Raw genomic sequence first — 17718 nt, 5'->3', positions numbered from 1 at the left:
AATTGACTATACCATAAGTCATTTAAACTTTGACTTGTTTCATTTAGCAGATTTTGGGCTCTGATTGATATGTTGCTTTCTTAGTTCTCGAGATGAAAGACCATAAACTTTTTGCAATGCTCGATCCATCGTTCTAAGCCCACTAAAACCACACTCTTGCGCAATCTGAGTTGCTGTTTTCTTAGTTTTCAACAATAATGGCTTCGCGTGCTTTGCCCTTATATAATTCAAATATTGAAATACAGTAATTGCCATCTGCTCCTTAAAAAAACGTGATAGGTGTTCCTTGGATAAATAGCAATGCTCCGCAACATCATCTAAGGTAATCTCTGCCCTGTAATTTTCCTCTAAAAAACTTTTAATGTTGCTTAATCGTTCTTTTTGCTTATCATCATTCCTATCTGACAGAGATAAGTGCCTCTTGACCAAAAAATGTTTGAGTAGAAGTTCCAAAATTTCTAAAATCAAGATTGATTTCCGTAAAGTATCTTTCCCATGATAGCAATCCGCAAGGGCATTCAATTTTTCTTGTAGTTGACAATAAGCCTCGTAACGGCAATCTTTTTCACCAGAAAAATCGTTAATAAGAATCTTATAGTCACTAATATCCGGTTGATACATTTTTAATAGACTATACGGAAAAATAATGGAAATCGCCCGAGATTCACCATCTGGCGAACGATAGGTTCTGATACTATGAACTTCCATCGTATTAACCACCAAAATCGTCCCTGGCTCAGTCATATATGGAGTGTTAGCAATAAAAAAATTAGCAATATGCCCACTTATCGTATAACTTAATTCGACAGACGAATGCCAGTGAGGCTCAATAAAGGTAGATTGATTCTCTTCGTGCAAATAAACCCAAGCTGGTAAGTTATTTGTAGGCACAACTAATTCATGTTTCGACATTCTCTTCTCCTATCTGACTAGTATATAGGCAAACGCTTTCTATGTTAGTTAACCTTATTATACTTCCTTATCTCTCAATTGACAATCTTATTCTAGAGAGCAAAAAAATAGCCCTATCGACGATAGAGCTATTTTTAGGAGATTTAATATGAAAAAGAAAATTGATAGGTCCCCTATTTCTAGGATGATACTAGTATAACCAAACAATATTAAGATAACATAAAGATTGGCTTAATTTTTCCTAAATATTTGCCCAAACTGATTCAAGAATGTTCGTTTGGTCACGATCTGGACCTACTGAGAAGGTTGAAATGCGTACGCCAACCAATTCTCCGATACGACGAACATAGTTACGAGCATTTTCTGGAAGCTCATCAAGGCTACGAACACCTGTAATGTCTTCTTCCCATCCTGGAAGTTCTTCGTAGATTGGTTTACAACGTTTCAACTGCTCAAGACTCGCTGGGTAGTGATCAATACGCTCACCATCAAGGTCATAAGCCACACAGATTTTAACTGTTTCAAGACCTGAAAGCACGTCAATTGAGTTAAGTGATAAGTTTGTGATACCTGAGACACGACGGCTATGACGCATCACAACTGAGTCGAACCACCCCACACGGCGTGGACGACCTGTTGTTGTACCATACTCATGACCAATTTCACGGATACGCTCACCAATCTCATCAAAGAGTTCGGTTGGGAATGGACCATCACCAACACGGCTAGTGTAGGCTTTACATACCCCAACAACCTTGTTGATTTTGCTTGGACCAACACCAGAACCAATCGTTACACCACCTGCAACTGGGTTTGATGAAGTTACAAATGGGTAGGTCCCTTGGTCAATATCAAGCATAACCCCTTGCGCACCTTCAAAGAGAACACGTTTACCTGCATCAAGAGCATCGTTTAAGATAACTGAAGTGTCTGTTACATATTGTTTAATTTGTTGACCATACTCATAGTATTCTTCAAAAATCTCGTCAAATTCAAGCGGTGTGCTGTCATACATTTTCTCAAAGAGACGGTTTTTCTCAGCAAGATTTGTTTTCAAACGCTCAGCAAAAATCTCTTTGTCAAGCAAATCTGCAATACGGATACCAACACGCGCAGCCTTGTCCATGTAAGCTGGGCCAATCCCTTTGATGGTTGTACCAATCTTGTTATCCCCTTTAGCATCTTCTTGAAGCTGGTCCAATTTGATGTGGTATGGCAAAATGACATGGGCACGGTCAGAAATACGAAGATTGTCTGTCGTCACCCCTTCATCGTGAAGGTAGTTAATTTCTTTCACCAATGATTTAGGGTTTACCACAACACCGTTACCGATAACTGAGATTTTTTCTGGGAAGAAAATCCCTGATGGAATTAAGTGCAGTTTGAATTTTTTTCCATCAATGACAATGGTATGTCCTGCATTATCCCCACCTTGATAACGTGCAATGACTTCTGCATCTTGACTGAGGAAATCAGTGATTTTCCCCTTACCTTCATCACCCCACTGGGTACCAACAACTACTACTGATGTCATAACTAAGATACCTAGGACATTAGGCGCTTCCTGACTTTAGAATCTGCCCGCTGTCCAATTCCTTTCAGACTTAAAACTTATGGCAGGAATCTCACCTGCAAGTTTACATATTACACCCTATTATAGCAAAAAACAGGCGAACTTTCCAAGTGTAAATTCGGTTTTTAGCGATTTTTTTGTTATTTTTAAGAGAGTTTTATAAAATTTCCGAACCTTGTGTTGAGTGAAGAGGTTCAACTATTCCTATCATTGACTTAGCGCAGTATCCTTGGCAAATAGCCGAAATACACCATCTTCCTGTTTATATAAACGAAAACTAACGTGTCCTTGATAGCCATTAAGATAAACCATTTCAAGACTTTGTCGCACCTCTTTACTTCCTATAAGGGATAAGAGAGATTTGTCTGGAAGCCCGTATTTAGCAATAACCTCATCATAACTAACTCCTCCATCACCGGTATTGCCATCTCCCACCGTTACCTTTCCAAACTCCTCTAGGGTCCACTCAAATTTAGGATCATCTTTCCCAGCTACAGGATAGGCATCATCCTCTAAACTATAAGCATCCTTTGACTGTAAATAATACTCATCACCACTCTTGTAAAAATTCAAATTGATATCTCCCCGATCTCTAGGATCTTTCTCAGAAGTGTAAGCAAAGTTAGTATAGATGCCATAATCGTAGGTAAGGTAAAGGGATCTTTCATCAAAATATGAGTCATAAAAATAAGCATCTGAAGGTTTTCCATAATCCTGCAACACCTTTGTTAAGGTTGCGCCCCCACCATCATATATATTTCCAACCTCTAGGGATAAAAAATTCTCAATCCCCCATTTGAAATCAAATTCTTTTTCGCTCGCTATTAGTTGCTTGGTAAAATCCGTCCTTATTTCTGACTCATTTATTGAATTTTCGGTCGTCACATCAGCTGACTTAAATTGATAAACCTTCTCAACACTTTTATCTTCCACTTTCTTATCTGATTGATTTCGTTGCAGCCATATCAATATCAAAAGACCAAAAACAGCCAATAGGCCGTACCCAACATAAGCTTTGATTTTTTGAGATTTCTGATATTCTCTTTCAAACTCTACATGGAGTGCTTTTTCTAAACTCCCAAAAGATTCCTTCTTTTTAACTTTCTTACTCACTGCAATCTCCATTCCTTGTGTGACAAACGATATTCCTGCGCTTGACTTTGCTTATAAAAGGTTAAATATAGGTGACGGTTCTCAAAATGATAAGATATAATAATCTGCCTATCATCATTATAACCTGAGGTTTCGTAAGACTTAGGATACCCGTATTTATCTAGGATATCTTCTAATGTATCACCACCCAGCCCATCTGTACTTCCTACTTTTAACCCTTGCACAACTTTCTCTGTCCATTCGTCAGAAGCAGTATCCGATTTTTGGTCAGTGTAGGGCAAAACAGGCAATCTATAAAAAGATTTAGAGCTTAGGATTGGTTCGTCAATATTTTTAAAAATCAAAGTAATCAGAGCACCTTGATTAAACTGCCCTGAAAATGCTCCCTGATCATAGGTTAATTCTACACCAGGATCTCCTGCGATTATCAAATCCCTACTACTCGATGGGCGACCATAGCTTTCTAACACATCGTTGATTGTAGTACCTTTCCGAAGTTCCGAAAAGTTTTCTTCTGTCCATTTGAATTGAAATTCCTGCGCCGTTTTTGCCGGTAACTCAGACACACTTTTAAAGGTTAATCGACTTGGCGTCACCAGCCTAATAACCAGAAAGCCCATCACCAAAAGCCCAATAAGAACAATAAACCTCTTCCTTAAATAAAGAGGTAATTTTTCATCAAGCCAACGACGCTCCATTGCCTGGTCTAACTCCCTACCAAGCATTTGAAAATCCTGCTTTTTATTATCCATACTCTCTCCTATCTCAAATGATCTAATACTCAACCAAAATCAAAATTAGCATATTGAGCAAACTCAAGGACCAATAAAGGTATCAATTTCCCAGCGCTTCTTTCGCTGTGGTGGCATTCTTATTAGTGAAACTGTCCAGTGGACAGTTTTAGCCCAAGCTCAGAAATAAAAGAGCGAGGGGAATTGGCTTGATAAGAACGGGCTTTTTGGGAGAACTACAGAAATTGAAAGTCAATTTCGTAGTAGTTCCCCCGCAAGGATGATTAGGTTGGACGCTGTCGAGTAGTCGACAAGTACAGCCAATCATCTACTGCGATAGAGATAGGCTCAAATCTAGCAATAAAACTCCAAAGGAGGTTGTGATACTGACTTCGTCAGCTCTATTTCCCACCTAAAAAGGTTTCCCAAACCTTATCGACTGTGACGAACTCTGTTCGTCTTATTTCCCACCTCCAAAGGTCTCCCAGACCTTTGGAGCGTCCGCACTTTTAAGAAAGAAGCAAAAAAGTAATTTTTGATTTTTGACAAGTATAAATTATACCAACGAAAATCTTGGTATAGACTATTTGCTATCACATTTACTCTATACCATCTAATATAGCATAAAAACAAGAACTTTTCCCAGAAACATGAGTAAAATCTTGTCCTTACTTCAGTTTTACGATAGAATAAATATCATACTACAATTATATTTGGGAGTGTATCAAAGATGTCCCATCACCATTCAAATCCTAACAATACAGGTAATGTTTTTCTAAAAGGTATTGTCTTTCTCATTTTATTGGCTGTTCTCATCAAGTCAATCTTGCCAATCGTCGTTGTTGGTGCTATCGGCTATGGAGTTTATCGCCTAGCTACACGCCAAGCCAGTTTAGAAAAACGCAACACGAGCCTACGCTTACAAGATCTTAGAGACGATATTCACCAAACAGATAGTCAAGTTAAACTATTAGAAAAATATTTAAGCAATAAAGACTACGGTCAGTACACCCTACTTGCCCGAGAGGTGCTTCCTCAGGTGGAACATATCAGGGACGAGAGCGAAGCTTTGAAAGATAAGATGGACCTCAACATCTACAAACGTGTGAATAAAAAAGCGACTGATGTTATCACAGACATTCAAAAACAATTAAAACGGTTAGATATCGCTCCTGATCTCAAGGCTGCTTCTGCTGAAGAAAAATCACTTCTTGAAAATGCTCCTGAACTTCTGACGATTTACCGTAATATTCAAAGAGACCACGGGGTTATTCTAGATAAGATTGAACAGATGGATAATAAGGCAGAATTGCTAGCCATTCACGAGAGTGAAATGAATCGTTTCAAGGATATTCTTTCTGGCTACCTGAAAATCAAGCAATCACCAAAAGATTTTTATAATGCTGACGAACGCTTATCTCAGGCTAAAGCAACCTTAGAAAAATTTGATTTGTCCCTAGACGAAACCCTACGCAAGCTCAACGAACAAGAACTCAAAGATTTTGAAATTAGCATGCGCATGATGGAAGATACCAATACTGGTTCTGATATTTATTAAAAGGAGATGACCATGGCCGACTTTAACTTCGATATTGATAAAATTGCTAATAACGCCATCACAAAAACAGATAAAACTACTGAAATTATCGCCACAGAGACAACAACCTCGACTGGGCAAATTTCTTTCCTTGAAAAATTAAGTCCTGAGCAGCAGGCTGCGATTACTGAAAAAGCTCCTGCTCTCGTTGATAATTTCTTGGTGGATCAAAATGCCTTGCTTGATTTTGGAACAGCTGCCGTTGAACAAGTCAATACAACAGTTAACCACATCTTATCTGAACAGAAAAAATTAGAAATTCCTCAAGTTGATGAACTTTTAAAAAATACCAACCGTGAGCTTAATGGTTTTATCGCTAAATACAAGGATGTGAAACCAGCTGAATTGGAAGAAAAACCAAACTTCTTGCAACGTTTATTTAAACAAAGCAAAAACACTCTTCAAGAATTCTACTTCGATTCACAGAATATCGAACAAAAGATGGATGGTATGGCTGCTTCCGTTGTTAAACAAGAAGAGATCTTAGCTCGTAACATCGTCTCAGCTGAAATGCTAATTGAAGACAATACCAAGTCTATCGAAAATCTAGTGGGAGTGATTTCATTTCTTGAAGCCACCAGCCTTGAAGGTGCTAAACGCGCTAGCCAATTGCAGGCTGAAATTGCGACTCTTGAAACACAAAGCCCAGAATTTCATACCAAATCTGAAGAACTGGCACGCATAACTGAAGTCATCAATACCTTGGAACAACAGCATACCGAGTATGTCAGCCGTCTTTATGTGGCTTGGGCAACCACACCTCAGATGCGCAACCTGGTTAAGGTTTCCTCAGATATGCGGCAAAAATTAGGCATGTTACGCCGTAACACGATTCCTACAATGAAGCTCTCAATTGCCCAACTCGGCATGTTGCAACAGTCTGTCAAATCTGGTGTCACTGCAGATGCTATTGTCAACGCTAACAATGCAGCTCTCCAAATGCTTGCTGAGACAAGTAAGGAAGCCATTCCTGCTCTGGAACGTTCTGCCCAAAGTCCAACAGTATCCATGACATCTGTTGCTGCCTTAGCAGAAAGCCTTGTCGCTCAAAACAATGGTATCATCGCCGCTATTGAAACTGGTCGCAAGCAACGTGCTCAACTAGAAACAGCCATCATCAAGTCAGCTGAAACCATCAACGATTCTGTTAAATTGCGTGATGAGAAAATCGTCGCTGCCCTCCTCAACGAAGGAAAACAAGTTCAAGAAGAAGTTGAGCGTCCAAGGGAAGACGTCACACCCAACTAAAGAGAGTGGCACAATTTCAAGCAGTATTATTTTTATAAACTAAATGACATAAACGAGGCTAAAGCAAGTCTCGTTTTCTCTTGTTTATGTTATAATAAGAACATTATGGATAAACTTATTAAATCAATTGCAACATCTGGTTCTTTCCGTGCCTATGTTCTTGATAGCACTGAAACTGTTAGAACCGCTCAAGAAAAACACCAAACCCTCTCCTCTTCTACTGTCGCACTTGGACGTACATTGATTGCTAATCAGATTTTAGCAGCCAACCAAAAAGGCGACAGCAAAATCACTGTCAAAGTGATCGGTGACAGTTCCTTTGGTCACATCATTTCAGTTGCTGATACAAAGGGACATGTCAAAGGCTACATCCAAAACACTGGTGTTGATATCAAAAAAACTGCCACTGGTGAAGTATTAGTTGGGCCATTCATGGGAAATGGACACTTTGTTAGTATCATCGACTACGGTACAGGTAACCCCTACACTTCTACAACTCCTCTTATCTCAGGAGAAATTGGAGAAGATTTTGCTTACTATTTGACCGAATCAGAGCAAACACCGTCAGCTGTCGGGCTCAATGTCCTTCTAGATGAAAATGACAAGGTTAAGGTTGCGGGTGGCTTCATGCTTCAAGTCCTCCCAGGAGCTTCTGAGGAAGAAATCACACGCTACGAAAAACGCATTCAGGAAATGCCTGCTATTTCAACCCTTCTTGAATCAGACAATCACACCCAAGCTCTACTAGAAGCTATTTATGGAGATGATGACTACAAAGTGCTTTCTGAAGAAGAAATCGGTTTTGCCTGCGACTGCTCACGTGAACGTTTTGAAGGCGCTCTTATCACTCTTGGAAAAGCAGAGCTGGAAGCCATGGCTAAGGAAGACCACGGGGCTGAAATCACTTGCCAATTCTGTGGAAATCACTACAACTTCACCGAAACTGATTTGGAGGATCTTATCAATGACTAAACTCAGTTCATCCTTTATGATTGGAAACGTTGAAATTCCACACCGCACTGTTTTAGCTCCGATGGCTGGAGTTACCAACTCTGCCTTTCGTACCATTGCTAAAGAATTTGGTGCAGGTCTCGTCGTTATGGAAATGATTTCCGAAAAAGGACTTCTTTACAACAATGAAAAAACCCTCCACATGCTCCACATCGATGAAAATGAACACCCAATGTCCATTCAATTATTCGGTGGAGACGCAGAAGGTCTTAAACGCGCAGCTGATTTCATTCAAAATAATACCAAAGCTGATATCGTTGATATCAATATGGGATGCCCTGTGAACAAAGTTGTCAAAAATGAAGCTGGTGCTAAGTGGCTAAAAGACCCAGACAAGATTTACCACATCGTTAAAGAAGTAACTTCTGTTCTTGATATCCCATTGACTGTCAAGATGCGCACAGGTTGGTCTGATAGCTCTCTAGCAGTTGAAAATGCCCTTGCTGCAGAATCAGCTGGTGTTTCTGCGCTTGCCATGCATGGCCGTACCCGTGAACAAATGTACACTGGTACTTGTGACCATGAAACCCTTGCTCGTGTTGCCAAAGCCACTACAAAAATTCCATTCATCGGAAATGGAGATGTTCGTAGTGTCAAAGATGCTAAATTCATGATTGAAGAACTTGGTGTGGATGCCGTTATGATTGGCCGCGCAGCCCTTAACAATCCACATCTCTTCACTCAGATCAATCACTTCTTTGAAACCGGTGAAGAATTACCTGATCTTCCTTTTGTCAAAAAACTGGACATCGCAGAAGAACACCTTCGCCGTCTCGTTAATCTCAAAGGTGAAAAAGTAGCTGTCCGTGAATTCCGAGGACTTGCTCCTTACTATCTCCGTGGTACTTCTGGCGCTGCTAAAGTTCGTTCAGCTGTTGCTAAGGCTGAAACATTTGAGGAAGTTCAAGGACATTTTAATACCTTGAGATGATTTCCAACTTGCTCCAAACGAGCATAATAAATAAAAGAGGCTGGGGAAGACTTCCATGATAGCTTACCCAGCCTTTGTCATATATTTTCAAAAAAACAAGCCTTTTTTTGAAAACTTTTTCACAGTATAATACGCTATCATAATGAGAATCTGTCAGAAATCGTAATTTTGAAGCATTCACTTCCAATAACCTACTGCATCAAATGATCGCTACCCTAAAGAGAGGTTGGGACCTTTGTCCCAACCTCATTATGCTATTTAAAGCATTTTTCTTCTTTATTTACAGATACTTCTCTTTTAAATCCATCGTGACAGTTGTAATCACAGAAAAATCTTGACTAACTTTCAGAAGGATAATCGCTCCTTGAATACTGGCAATAATCTGCTGAGCTTCTTGGAGGCATTTTTTCTTTGACCAGCTTCGATGACTACCATTCAAAACCTTCGATAACTCGCTCTGCCATTCTTCCATAAACCCTTGAAGCAATAAGCGAAATTCTTCATCCTTCGTCGAGAGCTCCACAATGAGGTTACCTACTGGACAACCATTAAAAACGTCTCCTTCTTGGTTTAAGTGAAAATTGTAAACCCAATCTAGCATGGCTAAAAATTTAGCTGAAGGCGATTTGTCTGATTGGAAAATACTTTGAAATAATTCCACCCGCCATTGCTCTAAAAGCAGTTTCGTTGCAACTAAGCCCAACTCCTTCTTCGATGAAAAATAATGGTACAACTGCCCTTTCCCCACACCAGATGCAGTCAAAATATCGCTTATTGACGTGGCAACATAGCCTTTTAAATATATAAGCTCTTGCGTCTTTAATATAATCGTATCTCTTACTGCCATATCAAGTCCTTTCAAGCGAGTTTCATAAATTTAAGGAGGGGGAAATGAGATGTTTTGATTCCTAGGTGACATTTTTTACAAATCATTAAAAGCTGATTGTTACAATTGTACCAATTGGTACAGAAATGTCAAGTTAGTCAGATAACTTACGAGGAATAGGCATGTGCTATTTTCTAAAGACACACCATTTTTATATGTGATACCATCTTCACGTTAATTCTACTGAGAATGGTCTTTCAAGTCATAGTCATTTGTCATAAAAGCACCTAACTAAAAATAAATAAATTAATAGCTAAATGAATATTTCAAAAAAATGACATTTTTGTTGATTTTGAAACATATTTGTAATATAATGTAATCAAATCAACACAATAAATAAGGAGTAGCCTCATGAAAAACAGCCAGAAAGCAACTGCCATCGTCCTACTAACTAGTCTCTTCCTATTAGGAGCTTGTGGAAAAAAAGAAAGTAAGTCTACAAATAACCAATCTACTGTTCAAAGCAGCAAAGTTACTCCTAAAAAATCTGAAAAATCTTCTTCAACTACCAAGAATACCTCAAAAGCATCTGATTCAAGCACAGAAACTACTTTAGCGAGCAACTCTAGCAATGCAGAAACACAAGCAACTACCAGCCAAGCACAAACTGTCCAACCAGCTCATACTAGCTCTTCTATCGACATCGATGCACTCCTCAACGAAGACTTAACAACCATCGCTGGAACTTGGTCTAATGACCTAGGGGAAATTATCACCATTAACCAAGATGGGCAAGTAACAAGCACACAAAAAACAACAACACTCCAAATTTCTCAAGGAAGAGTTCATGATAATTGCTTCTTTGCAGGCATCGGTGATCCTAACCAATTGGTAGGGGGAGCTGTCTTTATCGTCATCCCTGCCAATGTTCCGAATCCTCATTTTGGAGATGTAACAGACACCGACCGCATCCTTATCGGACAATCCGCTGATGCTGACGACCATCCATTTACGAGAAATTAAACAGTAAAATGAAAAGCATAAAATCTGTCTGTTTGAACGAGATTTTATGCTTTTTACTATATTAATACTTAACCAAATTCAAAAATTACTTTCTTGTTTCTTTCTTAAAAGTGCGGACGCTCAAAAGGTTCAGGGAACCTTTTGAGGTGGGAAATAGAGTTGACAAAGTCAACATCAAAACCTCCTTTGGAGTTTCATTGCTACTTTTTTAAGCCTCTCTATCGCAAAAAGTCCGTTCTTGGCAAGCAAATTACCCTCGCTTTTTAATTTCTAAACTCAGGCTGAAACTGTCCACTGGACAGTTTCACTAATAAGAATACCACTATAGCGAAAGAAACATTTTTCTCGCTACGCTCATCACTATCTCAACGATATTAGTGGTTCTAAAATTCTAATTTTGATTTGGAATGAGTATAATATCGACTTCTTAATCGATTCAATAGAAAAAGTCTAATCATTCCAGAATTTTTTTGCGATTTCCTGACCTTGTTTGATTTTTTCCCATTGTTGTGGAATGGCAAGTTCATTTCCCGAGTCGCATGAGGCAAAACCACATTGGTGAGAGAGGAAAAGACGCTCTTTTGGCAAAATTTGGCTAGCTTCCTCAAGCAAGGCAAGGGCACGTTCTTCATCATCAAGTGTTGTCGTTTTAGAAGACAAAAGACCTAAAACAACTTCTGCTTCACTATCTTTTAAAGCTTCTAATGCACGAATATCACCGGCTACGTCGCTATCCCACTCTAAGAAGAAACGGTCATAGTGTTGCTCTGCCAAGAATTTTTTCGCAATAGCTTCGTAAGTCCCTTCTGCAGCAGAACGGCTTTCGTAATTTCCACGACAGTTATGAGTCCAAACCGTTAAGCCAATCTCATGAGCATAATCCACAACCTCATTATTGATGGCAATAAATTCATCCGCTAAATCTGCTAAGGCAGCATTACCATCAGCGAAGAAAGAGGCAGGATTTGACTCGTCAAAGAGTTCCCAAAGGCAGTCGTCAAACTGAATGATTTCACCACCTGCTTCTTTGTATTCAGCTAAAAATTCTTTGTAAGCCTGAATCAAGCCTTTTTTCAATTCTTCGTTTGTCTCATAAACTTGGCCTTCACCAGCTAGTTTATCAAAAATAGCTAGTTCTGTATAGGCATGAGCTGGTCCCCAAATGGTTTGTTTCGTTTGTTCACCACCTGCTTCTGCCTTAACTAATTTAAAAATGTTAAGGAAATGATGGCCTTTTCCTGAAAGTGGCTCTGTGATACGAATCCCAATGTCTTTTCGTGTTTCAAAATCTCCGCCATCGTGGTCATTGAAGCGGTAGCCATGCTCCGCAATATAGCGTTCAATTCCTTTGAGGCCCCATACAAAATCAAGATGCCACATAGAACGACCATACTCCCCATCTGTTAAAATATCAATACCATTTGATTTTTGATCTACAATAATCTGCTTGATGCCAGCTGTTTCGGTTTCTTGGTAACCAGGTAGAGCATCATAGAAAGGATATTGAATATCATCACGGTGCTCAATTTCAGTTTTGAATTCACGAAGATTTGCTGGACGAAGGAGTGAGCTGACTAGTTGAAATTTAGATTGTGCCATGTGTCTTACCTCATTTATTTGTTATGGTATTATTATAAACTATAACTAATTTGTTGAAAAATAGTTGTTTTATAAGTTTTAGTATAGTTTTAAACTATATTAAAAAGAGAGAGTGGACAAAAAATCTTCAAAATAGCAAATGGCTTAGAGTAACGTCGTCAAAAAACGTTGATTCTAAGCCATTTTATTTTGTTCCATTTTCAACAGCAAGACTAAAATTTAAGTTTTTGACCAACCACTTCTTGTTTTAATGTGAAAAGTAGATTGACGCAGTAGCTTACTTATTATCAAGCCATATCAAATTTTAATTTTCCTTTAGAGAAACCGATTTTTAGAGTTTGTCCTTGGGCTAGCTCACCAGCTAAGATGAGTTCAGATAGTTTATCCTCAACTTCTGTTTGGATGGTGCGACGCAGTGGGCGAGCTCCCATTTCAATATCATAGCCATCTTGGGCCAGATGTTTCAGAGCTGCTGGTTGGAACTTCAAGGTCACTCCCTTGTCTGCCAAAGCTTTCACCAAAGGTTGAACCATGATCGTCACAATCTCACGCATATGCACCTCTTCAAGACTGTGGAAGACCACTTTTTCATCTATACGGTTGATAAACTCTGGGCGGTAAGCCTTTTTCAATTCCTCCAGGATACGTTTCTCCATAGCCTTATGGTCGTGGGAAATGGCTTGCGCTCCAAATCCAACGGTCTTATCATCACGGAGAGCGGTTGCCCCAAGATTTGAGGTCATGATGATAATGGTATTTGAAAAGTCAACTTTACGTCCACGACTATCTGTCAGAACACCGTCATCGAGAACCTGTAACAGCACATTGAAAATGTCTGGATGGGCTTTTTCAACCTCATCAAAGAGTAAAACTGAATAAGGTTTATTACGAACTTTCTCAGTCAATTCGCCACCCTCATCGTAACCAACATAACCTGGAGGGGCACCGTTAAGACGACTTGCCGCAAATTTTTCCATGTACTCAGACATGTCAAAGCGAATAAGAGCTGATTCATCATCAAAGAGCACTTCTGCTAAAGCTTTTGCCAACTCCGTCTTACCAACACCCGTTGGGCCTAGGAACATGAAGGAACCAATTGGTCGTTTCCCTGTACGAATGCCTGATTGATTGCGACGAATGGCACGACTAATAGCTGAAACAGCGGCATCTTGACCAACAACACGTTTGTGTAACTCCGTCTCTAGGTTCAAGTATTTCTGGCTGTCTTTCTGACTTAATTTTTCCACAGGAATCCCTGATAGGCGACTTAGAGTTGTTAAAATATGGTCTTCGGTCACAGGGATTGCTGGACGAAGGGTCTCTTTTTGTGAGACTTTTAATAACTGGCTAACACGTTTTAAGTCTCCTGCAAGCAGAGCTTGGTCAACTGGGCTAAGAGTCTCTTGGACTTCTTTTTTAGTCATGACCTGAACAGTAGCACTAGCCTCATCAAGCAAATCAATAGCCGAATCTGGTAACTGTTTCGTTGTTAAGTAACGATGCGCAGCTTTGACAGCCGTCGCAATCGCTTCATCTGAGATAGAAACATTGTGAAAAGCCTCGTAACTTGGTCTAAGTCCTTTTAAAATGGCAATAGCGTCAGCTTGGCTTGGCTCTTCAATGATAATTTTTGCAAATCGACGAGAGAGAGCGGCATCTTTTTCAAGATGTTTTTGGTACTCAGCCTGTGTGGTAGCTCCAACCATGTGAAGGGTTCCACGTGAAAGGGCAGGTTTCAAGATATTGGCTGCATCAAGCGTCCCATCAACACCGCTACCAGTCCCCATAATAGTATGAAGTTCATCAATAAAGAGAATGATTTTCCCATCTGTTTCGATGTCTTCGATGATTTGATTCATTCGCTCTTCAAAGTCACCTCGAAAACGTGTTCCTGCAACCACAGACATCATATCAAGTTCTAAGACTCTCATGTCTTGGAGCTCATATGGGATTTCTCCAGTAGCAATACGCTGGGCAAGGCCGTAAGCTAGAGCTGTTTTTCCGACACCGGCATCCCCAACTAGGACAGGATTATTTTTTGTCTTACGGCTCAATACCTGAATCATGCGTGTTACTTCTTTGTCGCGTCCGATAACAGGATCTAACAATCCCTGCTCTGCCATTGCCGTCAAATCACGTGTAAAATCAGAAAGTTCCCCTGCTGTTGAAGGTGGCTTCATCATATCAGAGAAGTTGCCAGCAGATTTTGCTTTTTTAGGTTTTCTCAATTCATGAATGGCTTTCAAATCTTCTTTAGTGATTCCCGCATGACGCTCCAAAGTCTTGCGCAGATCAATTAAGCGAAGAGAATTCCCATCATCCTTGACCTTGAAGCCCACTAACTCTAAAATTCTCGTTGCCAGTAAGTCAGCATTCACTAACATAGCAAAAAGAACGTGCTCTGTTCCGACTTCATCATTAGCCATCACTTGAGCAATAGCTAACGCATAGTCAAGAACCTCTTTTAAGGCTTTAGACGATGGACGCAGAAAATCAGTCCTTTTCACATCATCCTGCGGAGCTTTTCCCATGGCTAAAATAGCTGCCGCTTCATACTCCTCTAAAGGAAATTCATCCTCATACTCTGAAAAACTAAGACCTGCTACAGAATCATGGAGGGCCACCATCCCTAAAAGCAAATGCCAAGTCTCTAGGTAAAGACTTTCATAGCGGGCTGCCTGCTCTTGTCCTAAGCGAAAGACTTCCTGCATTTTTAACGAATATTTAACCATACTTAACCTTTTCTATCTAATCTTTGAAGAATTTTCCGAAGTTGCCTTGCCCTTATCTGATTAGCATCAACTCCCAAAATCTCATCGCTACATATGCCTAGCAACAGATTACCTTCTCGCTCAGTAATCACCCCGTGATCATAAAGGAGCTGCATCACATCAGCAAAAACTTGCTCGCTAGGATTTTGGCAATGCTTGCTAAGCAAATCTCCTAAAAAATGGTGCTGGTCAGAGAAAGCAACTTTAACAATACGAATATAGCCACCACCACCTCGCTTGCTCTCAACAACATAGCCACGACTTTCCGTGAAACGTGTTTTAATCACATAGTTAATCTGGCTAGGAACCACTTGAAAAGATTCCGCCAGTTGCGACCGTTGAATTTCTGCAACACCTGTTTGGGCAAGCAAGCGTTTGATGTGTTCTTCAATATAATCAGATGTATTTTTTAACGCCATCGGCCCCTCTTTTCATTCCTCATTACCTCCAGCTATCACTTTTCTAATATCGCTTTTGCTGATCGAAAAACTAGAGGTTTTTGACTAATACTGACCTTATTATAACAAAAAGTACAATATTTTTGTAGTATTTGATTAGCTGAATCATTCCCGTAGTTGCTATTTTCAATGAGTGATTTCACTCTAGAAAATTCGATTTTTTGAAAAATAATCAAATACCCCTATTATCCCCAATCCAACTGTCCTTACACCAACAATTTCAATTACCTTTATATCTGAAATGCCAAAACTTTGTGGAGATAATTCTGAAAAATGGACAGTCTTCTATAAGTTGATACTCTAAAATGTTAATAAAGTCAATTAGTTTTTATTTAGTATTTTTGTTAGCACTTCTCCTAATGTGGTGTGGGGCGCTCAAAAGGTCTAGGAGACCTTTTGAGGTGGGAAATGAAGCTGACCAAGTCAGTGTCAGAACCTCCCCTCCTACAGAGTTCCATTCCTTCTTGGCAAGCCTAGGTTTCCTTCGCTCCCAGGTTTCTAAGCTCAGGCTGAGAGTGGGACAGAAGTCATGATTTCGAAGAAATTGACTTCGTCGTCCCACCTCCGCACAGTTGATTAGGATGGCCGCTAACGATTGCGTGGTAGTAAAATAGTCCAGTGGACTATTTTAGGTGGACACTTGAAAATGAAGAAGTGTCCAGTTGCAGACCTCCAATCAACCACTGCGTCAATCTGTTATTACCATTAAAAATAGAAGGTTGAAATATTTATGCCCCAACCTCACTAATAAGAATACCACCATGGCGAAAGAAGCTCTGGTAAATCAAGCCATTTATTGGTTCTTAATTTAACTTAAACTGCTAATTTTAATTTTGGATGAGTATCAGTGGTTATTAGGGACAAAAAATAGGAGACCGGAATTTTTTCCAGTCTCACTAAGAATAGATTTAAAGAGATAGGCGACAACTTGAGGGTTGACGAGGTTCCGCATTGGAAATAGACAGTTTATCGTTATACCTGTCTTCGCTAATGAGTTGATAATCTTTGAGCAATAAAATGGAATGGTATTGTTGCAAATCCTCTGTACACTCTTCACACCAGCGGAGCTCTTTATTATCCCAAAAAGCTGCTAAATAATCCGAACGGCTCTCAAAATAGGGAAAGCCTTTCTGCAAGTCCTGCCACTGTTTTAAGAAATGCTGTTCCGCTTCTTCAAAAGTGCTAAACTCTTGGAGTTCAGTGATATCTTCTTTCCAATCATCTAAAAACCACCAAGGCTCGAAATCTCCACATAAATTGATTACTTGATACATAATTTAAACGCAAGGGACAAAAGCAGCTATTGACTGCCTGATATTCAAATAAGGATAGACCTTTTTCTTGATAAACTTGTCCCCGTTCAGTTAGACCTATTAACTGAACATTCCTTTCCACTATTTATCTAACTGTTCGATTATTATAAACCTTTTTTAAAGAAATAGGAAAATATATGCTCAGAATGCGTTTTCAACTTTTTCACTGATTTTCCAAAATAGAAAATCAGGATTAAAATCACCAATGATTGTCACTAGTAATATGATTAACAGTACTGTAACGTCCTTTAATTCGTATCTTTTTTCTTATCACCAAATGTAATCCAGCTAAATACAGATAATAATAGCCAGCCCAGTAACGCTAGGAAATTAAATTGTTCACCTGTCTCAGGTAGTTTGGCAGAAGTCGTCTCAGCGGTAGTGTTATTTGATTCCTTTGTAGCCATTTGATCAACTTTTTGATTTTGAGTACCTAATTGTTGGATTAGTAACTCTGCTTCTGGTTTTTGAGCTTGTGTGATACCTGAGCCTTTCGCCGTTTCCCAGATTAACTCTGGTTTAGATTCTTGAACAAGCCCTGAACCTTTAGCAGTCTCCCAGATTAACTCTGGTTTAGATTCTTGAACAAGACCTGAGCCTTTGGCGATTTCC

Annotated in this window: 15 protein-coding genes; 5 read left to right on the top strand and 10 right to left on the bottom strand. The window is 39.5% G+C overall.

Features of this window, described 5'->3' with window-relative positions:
• Window positions 1-39 precede the first annotated feature (39 nt).
• The 4 genes from EAF07_RS04065 to EAF07_RS04050 form a co-directional block, all read right to left on the bottom strand.
• Window positions 40-912 (bottom strand): AraC family transcriptional regulator, encoded by an 873-nt coding sequence (locus EAF07_RS04065; RefSeq protein WP_121835016.1) that lies wholly within the window; start codon window positions 910-912, stop codon window positions 40-42.
• Window positions 913-1153: 241 nt separating this feature from the next.
• The gene (locus tag EAF07_RS04060; protein ID WP_121835015.1) at window positions 1154-2446 is read right to left on the bottom strand and encodes an adenylosuccinate synthase; all 1293 of its coding nucleotides are present in this window, start codon (window positions 2444-2446) and stop codon (window positions 1154-1156) included.
• A 246-nt stretch (window positions 2447-2692) separates the two neighbouring features.
• Complete coding sequence (locus tag EAF07_RS04055; protein ID WP_121835014.1) at window positions 2693-3598, bottom strand: hypothetical protein; 906 nt, start codon at window positions 3596-3598, stop codon at window positions 2693-2695.
• Complete coding sequence (locus tag EAF07_RS04050) at window positions 3595-4350, bottom strand: hypothetical protein (RefSeq protein ID WP_121835013.1); 756 nt, start codon at window positions 4348-4350, stop codon at window positions 3595-3597. The genes EAF07_RS04055 and EAF07_RS04050 overlap by 4 nt, the downstream gene beginning before the upstream one ends.
• 709 nt (window positions 4351-5059) lie before the next feature.
• On the opposite strand from EAF07_RS04050, the gene EAF07_RS04045 reads away from it, so the two are divergent.
• The 4 genes from EAF07_RS04045 (at window position 5060) to dusB (ending at window position 9116) form a co-directional block, all read left to right on the top strand.
• Window positions 5060-5887, top strand: a complete 828-nt coding sequence (locus EAF07_RS04045; RefSeq protein ID WP_121835012.1) for a hypothetical protein — start codon at window positions 5060-5062, stop codon at window positions 5885-5887.
• Window positions 5888-5899: 12 nt separating this feature from the next.
• Window positions 5900-7174 carry a toxic anion resistance protein gene (locus EAF07_RS04040; protein ID WP_121835011.1) on the top strand — a complete coding sequence of 425 codons (1275 nt, stop codon included), beginning with the start codon at window positions 5900-5902 and terminating at the stop codon, window positions 7172-7174.
• A 105-nt stretch (window positions 7175-7279) separates the two neighbouring features.
• Window positions 7280-8146 (top strand): Hsp33 family molecular chaperone HslO, encoded by an 867-nt coding sequence (gene hslO, locus EAF07_RS04035; RefSeq protein WP_121835010.1) that lies wholly within the window; start codon window positions 7280-7282, stop codon window positions 8144-8146.
• A complete protein-coding gene (gene dusB, locus EAF07_RS04030; RefSeq protein WP_121835009.1) occupies window positions 8139-9116 on the top strand; it encodes a tRNA dihydrouridine synthase DusB in 978 nt (325 codons plus the stop codon). The genes hslO and dusB overlap by 8 nt, the downstream gene beginning before the upstream one ends.
• A gap of 280 nt (window positions 9117-9396) precedes the next feature.
• On the opposite strand, the gene EAF07_RS04025 is transcribed toward dusB, so the two are convergent.
• On the bottom strand, window positions 9397-9963 hold the full coding sequence (locus tag EAF07_RS04025; RefSeq protein ID WP_121835008.1) for a TetR/AcrR family transcriptional regulator: 567 nt from the start codon (window positions 9961-9963) through the stop codon (window positions 9397-9399).
• Window positions 9964-10353: 390 nt separating this feature from the next.
• Between EAF07_RS04025 and EAF07_RS04020 the strand changes: the two genes are divergently transcribed.
• On the top strand, window positions 10354-10965 hold the full coding sequence (locus tag EAF07_RS04020) for a DUF6287 domain-containing protein (RefSeq protein ID WP_121835007.1): 612 nt from the start codon (window positions 10354-10356) through the stop codon (window positions 10963-10965).
• A 450-nt stretch (window positions 10966-11415) separates the two neighbouring features.
• On the opposite strand, the gene EAF07_RS04015 is transcribed toward EAF07_RS04020, so the two are convergent.
• From EAF07_RS04015 to EAF07_RS03995, 5 genes are all read right to left on the bottom strand, one after another.
• Window positions 11416-12564 (bottom strand): cobalamin-independent methionine synthase II family protein, encoded by a 1149-nt coding sequence (locus EAF07_RS04015; RefSeq protein WP_121835006.1) that lies wholly within the window; start codon window positions 12562-12564, stop codon window positions 11416-11418.
• A gap of 287 nt (window positions 12565-12851) precedes the next feature.
• Window positions 12852-15296 carry an ATP-dependent Clp protease ATP-binding subunit gene (locus tag EAF07_RS04010; RefSeq protein WP_121835005.1) on the bottom strand — a complete coding sequence of 815 codons (2445 nt, stop codon included), beginning with the start codon at window positions 15294-15296 and terminating at the stop codon, window positions 12852-12854.
• A gap of 2 nt (window positions 15297-15298) precedes the next feature.
• The gene (locus EAF07_RS04005) at window positions 15299-15754 is read right to left on the bottom strand and encodes a CtsR family transcriptional regulator (protein WP_121835004.1); all 456 of its coding nucleotides are present in this window, start codon (window positions 15752-15754) and stop codon (window positions 15299-15301) included.
• 947 nt (window positions 15755-16701) lie between these two features.
• Window positions 16702-17067 carry a DUF1033 family protein gene (locus tag EAF07_RS04000; RefSeq protein ID WP_121835003.1) on the bottom strand — a complete coding sequence of 122 codons (366 nt, stop codon included), beginning with the start codon at window positions 17065-17067 and terminating at the stop codon, window positions 16702-16704.
• 287 nt (window positions 17068-17354) lie between these two features.
• On the bottom strand, window positions 17355-17513 hold the full coding sequence (locus EAF07_RS03995; RefSeq protein WP_121835002.1) for an LPXTG cell wall anchor domain-containing protein: 159 nt from the start codon (window positions 17511-17513) through the stop codon (window positions 17355-17357).
• Window positions 17514-17718 lie beyond the last annotated feature (205 nt).

Origin of the sequence: Streptococcus hillyeri (assembly GCF_003686955.1) — a bacterium.
Taxonomy (GTDB): domain Bacteria; phylum Bacillota; class Bacilli; order Lactobacillales; family Streptococcaceae; genus Streptococcus; species Streptococcus hillyeri.
This window is presented reverse-complemented; position numbering and strand designations above follow the sequence as displayed.

Bases quoted from the DNA above. Each gene is read 5' to 3' on its own strand.
- EAF07_RS04065 (WP_121835016.1), bottom strand. From the start codon at position 912: ATGTCGAAACATGAATTAGTTGTGCCTACAAATAACTTACCAGCTTGG.
- EAF07_RS04060 (WP_121835015.1), bottom strand. From the start codon at position 2,446: ATGACATCAGTAGTAGTTGTTGGTACCCAGTGGGGTGATGAAGGTAAG.
- EAF07_RS04050 (WP_121835013.1), bottom strand. From the start codon at position 4,350: ATGGATAATAAAAAGCAGGATTTTCAAATGCTTGGTAGGGAGTTAGAC.
- EAF07_RS04045 (WP_121835012.1), top strand. From the start codon at position 5,060: ATGTCCCATCACCATTCAAATCCTAACAATACAGGTAATGTTTTTCTA.
- EAF07_RS04040 (WP_121835011.1), top strand. From the start codon at position 5,900: ATGGCCGACTTTAACTTCGATATTGATAAAATTGCTAATAACGCCATC.
- hslO (WP_121835010.1), top strand. From the start codon at position 7,280: ATGGATAAACTTATTAAATCAATTGCAACATCTGGTTCTTTCCGTGCC.
- dusB (WP_121835009.1), top strand. From the start codon at position 8,139: ATGACTAAACTCAGTTCATCCTTTATGATTGGAAACGTTGAAATTCCA.
- EAF07_RS04025 (WP_121835008.1), bottom strand. From the start codon at position 9,963: ATGGCAGTAAGAGATACGATTATATTAAAGACGCAAGAGCTTATATAT.
- EAF07_RS04020 (WP_121835007.1), top strand. From the start codon at position 10,354: ATGAAAAACAGCCAGAAAGCAACTGCCATCGTCCTACTAACTAGTCTC.
- EAF07_RS04015 (WP_121835006.1), bottom strand. From the start codon at position 12,564: ATGGCACAATCTAAATTTCAACTAGTCAGCTCACTCCTTCGTCCAGCA.
- EAF07_RS04010 (WP_121835005.1), bottom strand. From the start codon at position 15,296: ATGGTTAAATATTCGTTAAAAATGCAGGAAGTCTTTCGCTTAGGACAA.
- EAF07_RS04005 (WP_121835004.1), bottom strand. From the start codon at position 15,754: ATGGCGTTAAAAAATACATCTGATTATATTGAAGAACACATCAAACGC.
- EAF07_RS04000 (WP_121835003.1), bottom strand. From the start codon at position 17,067: ATGTATCAAGTAATCAATTTATGTGGAGATTTCGAGCCTTGGTGGTTT.
- EAF07_RS03995 (WP_121835002.1), bottom strand. From the start codon at position 17,513: ATGGCTACAAAGGAATCAAATAACACTACCGCTGAGACGACTTCTGCC.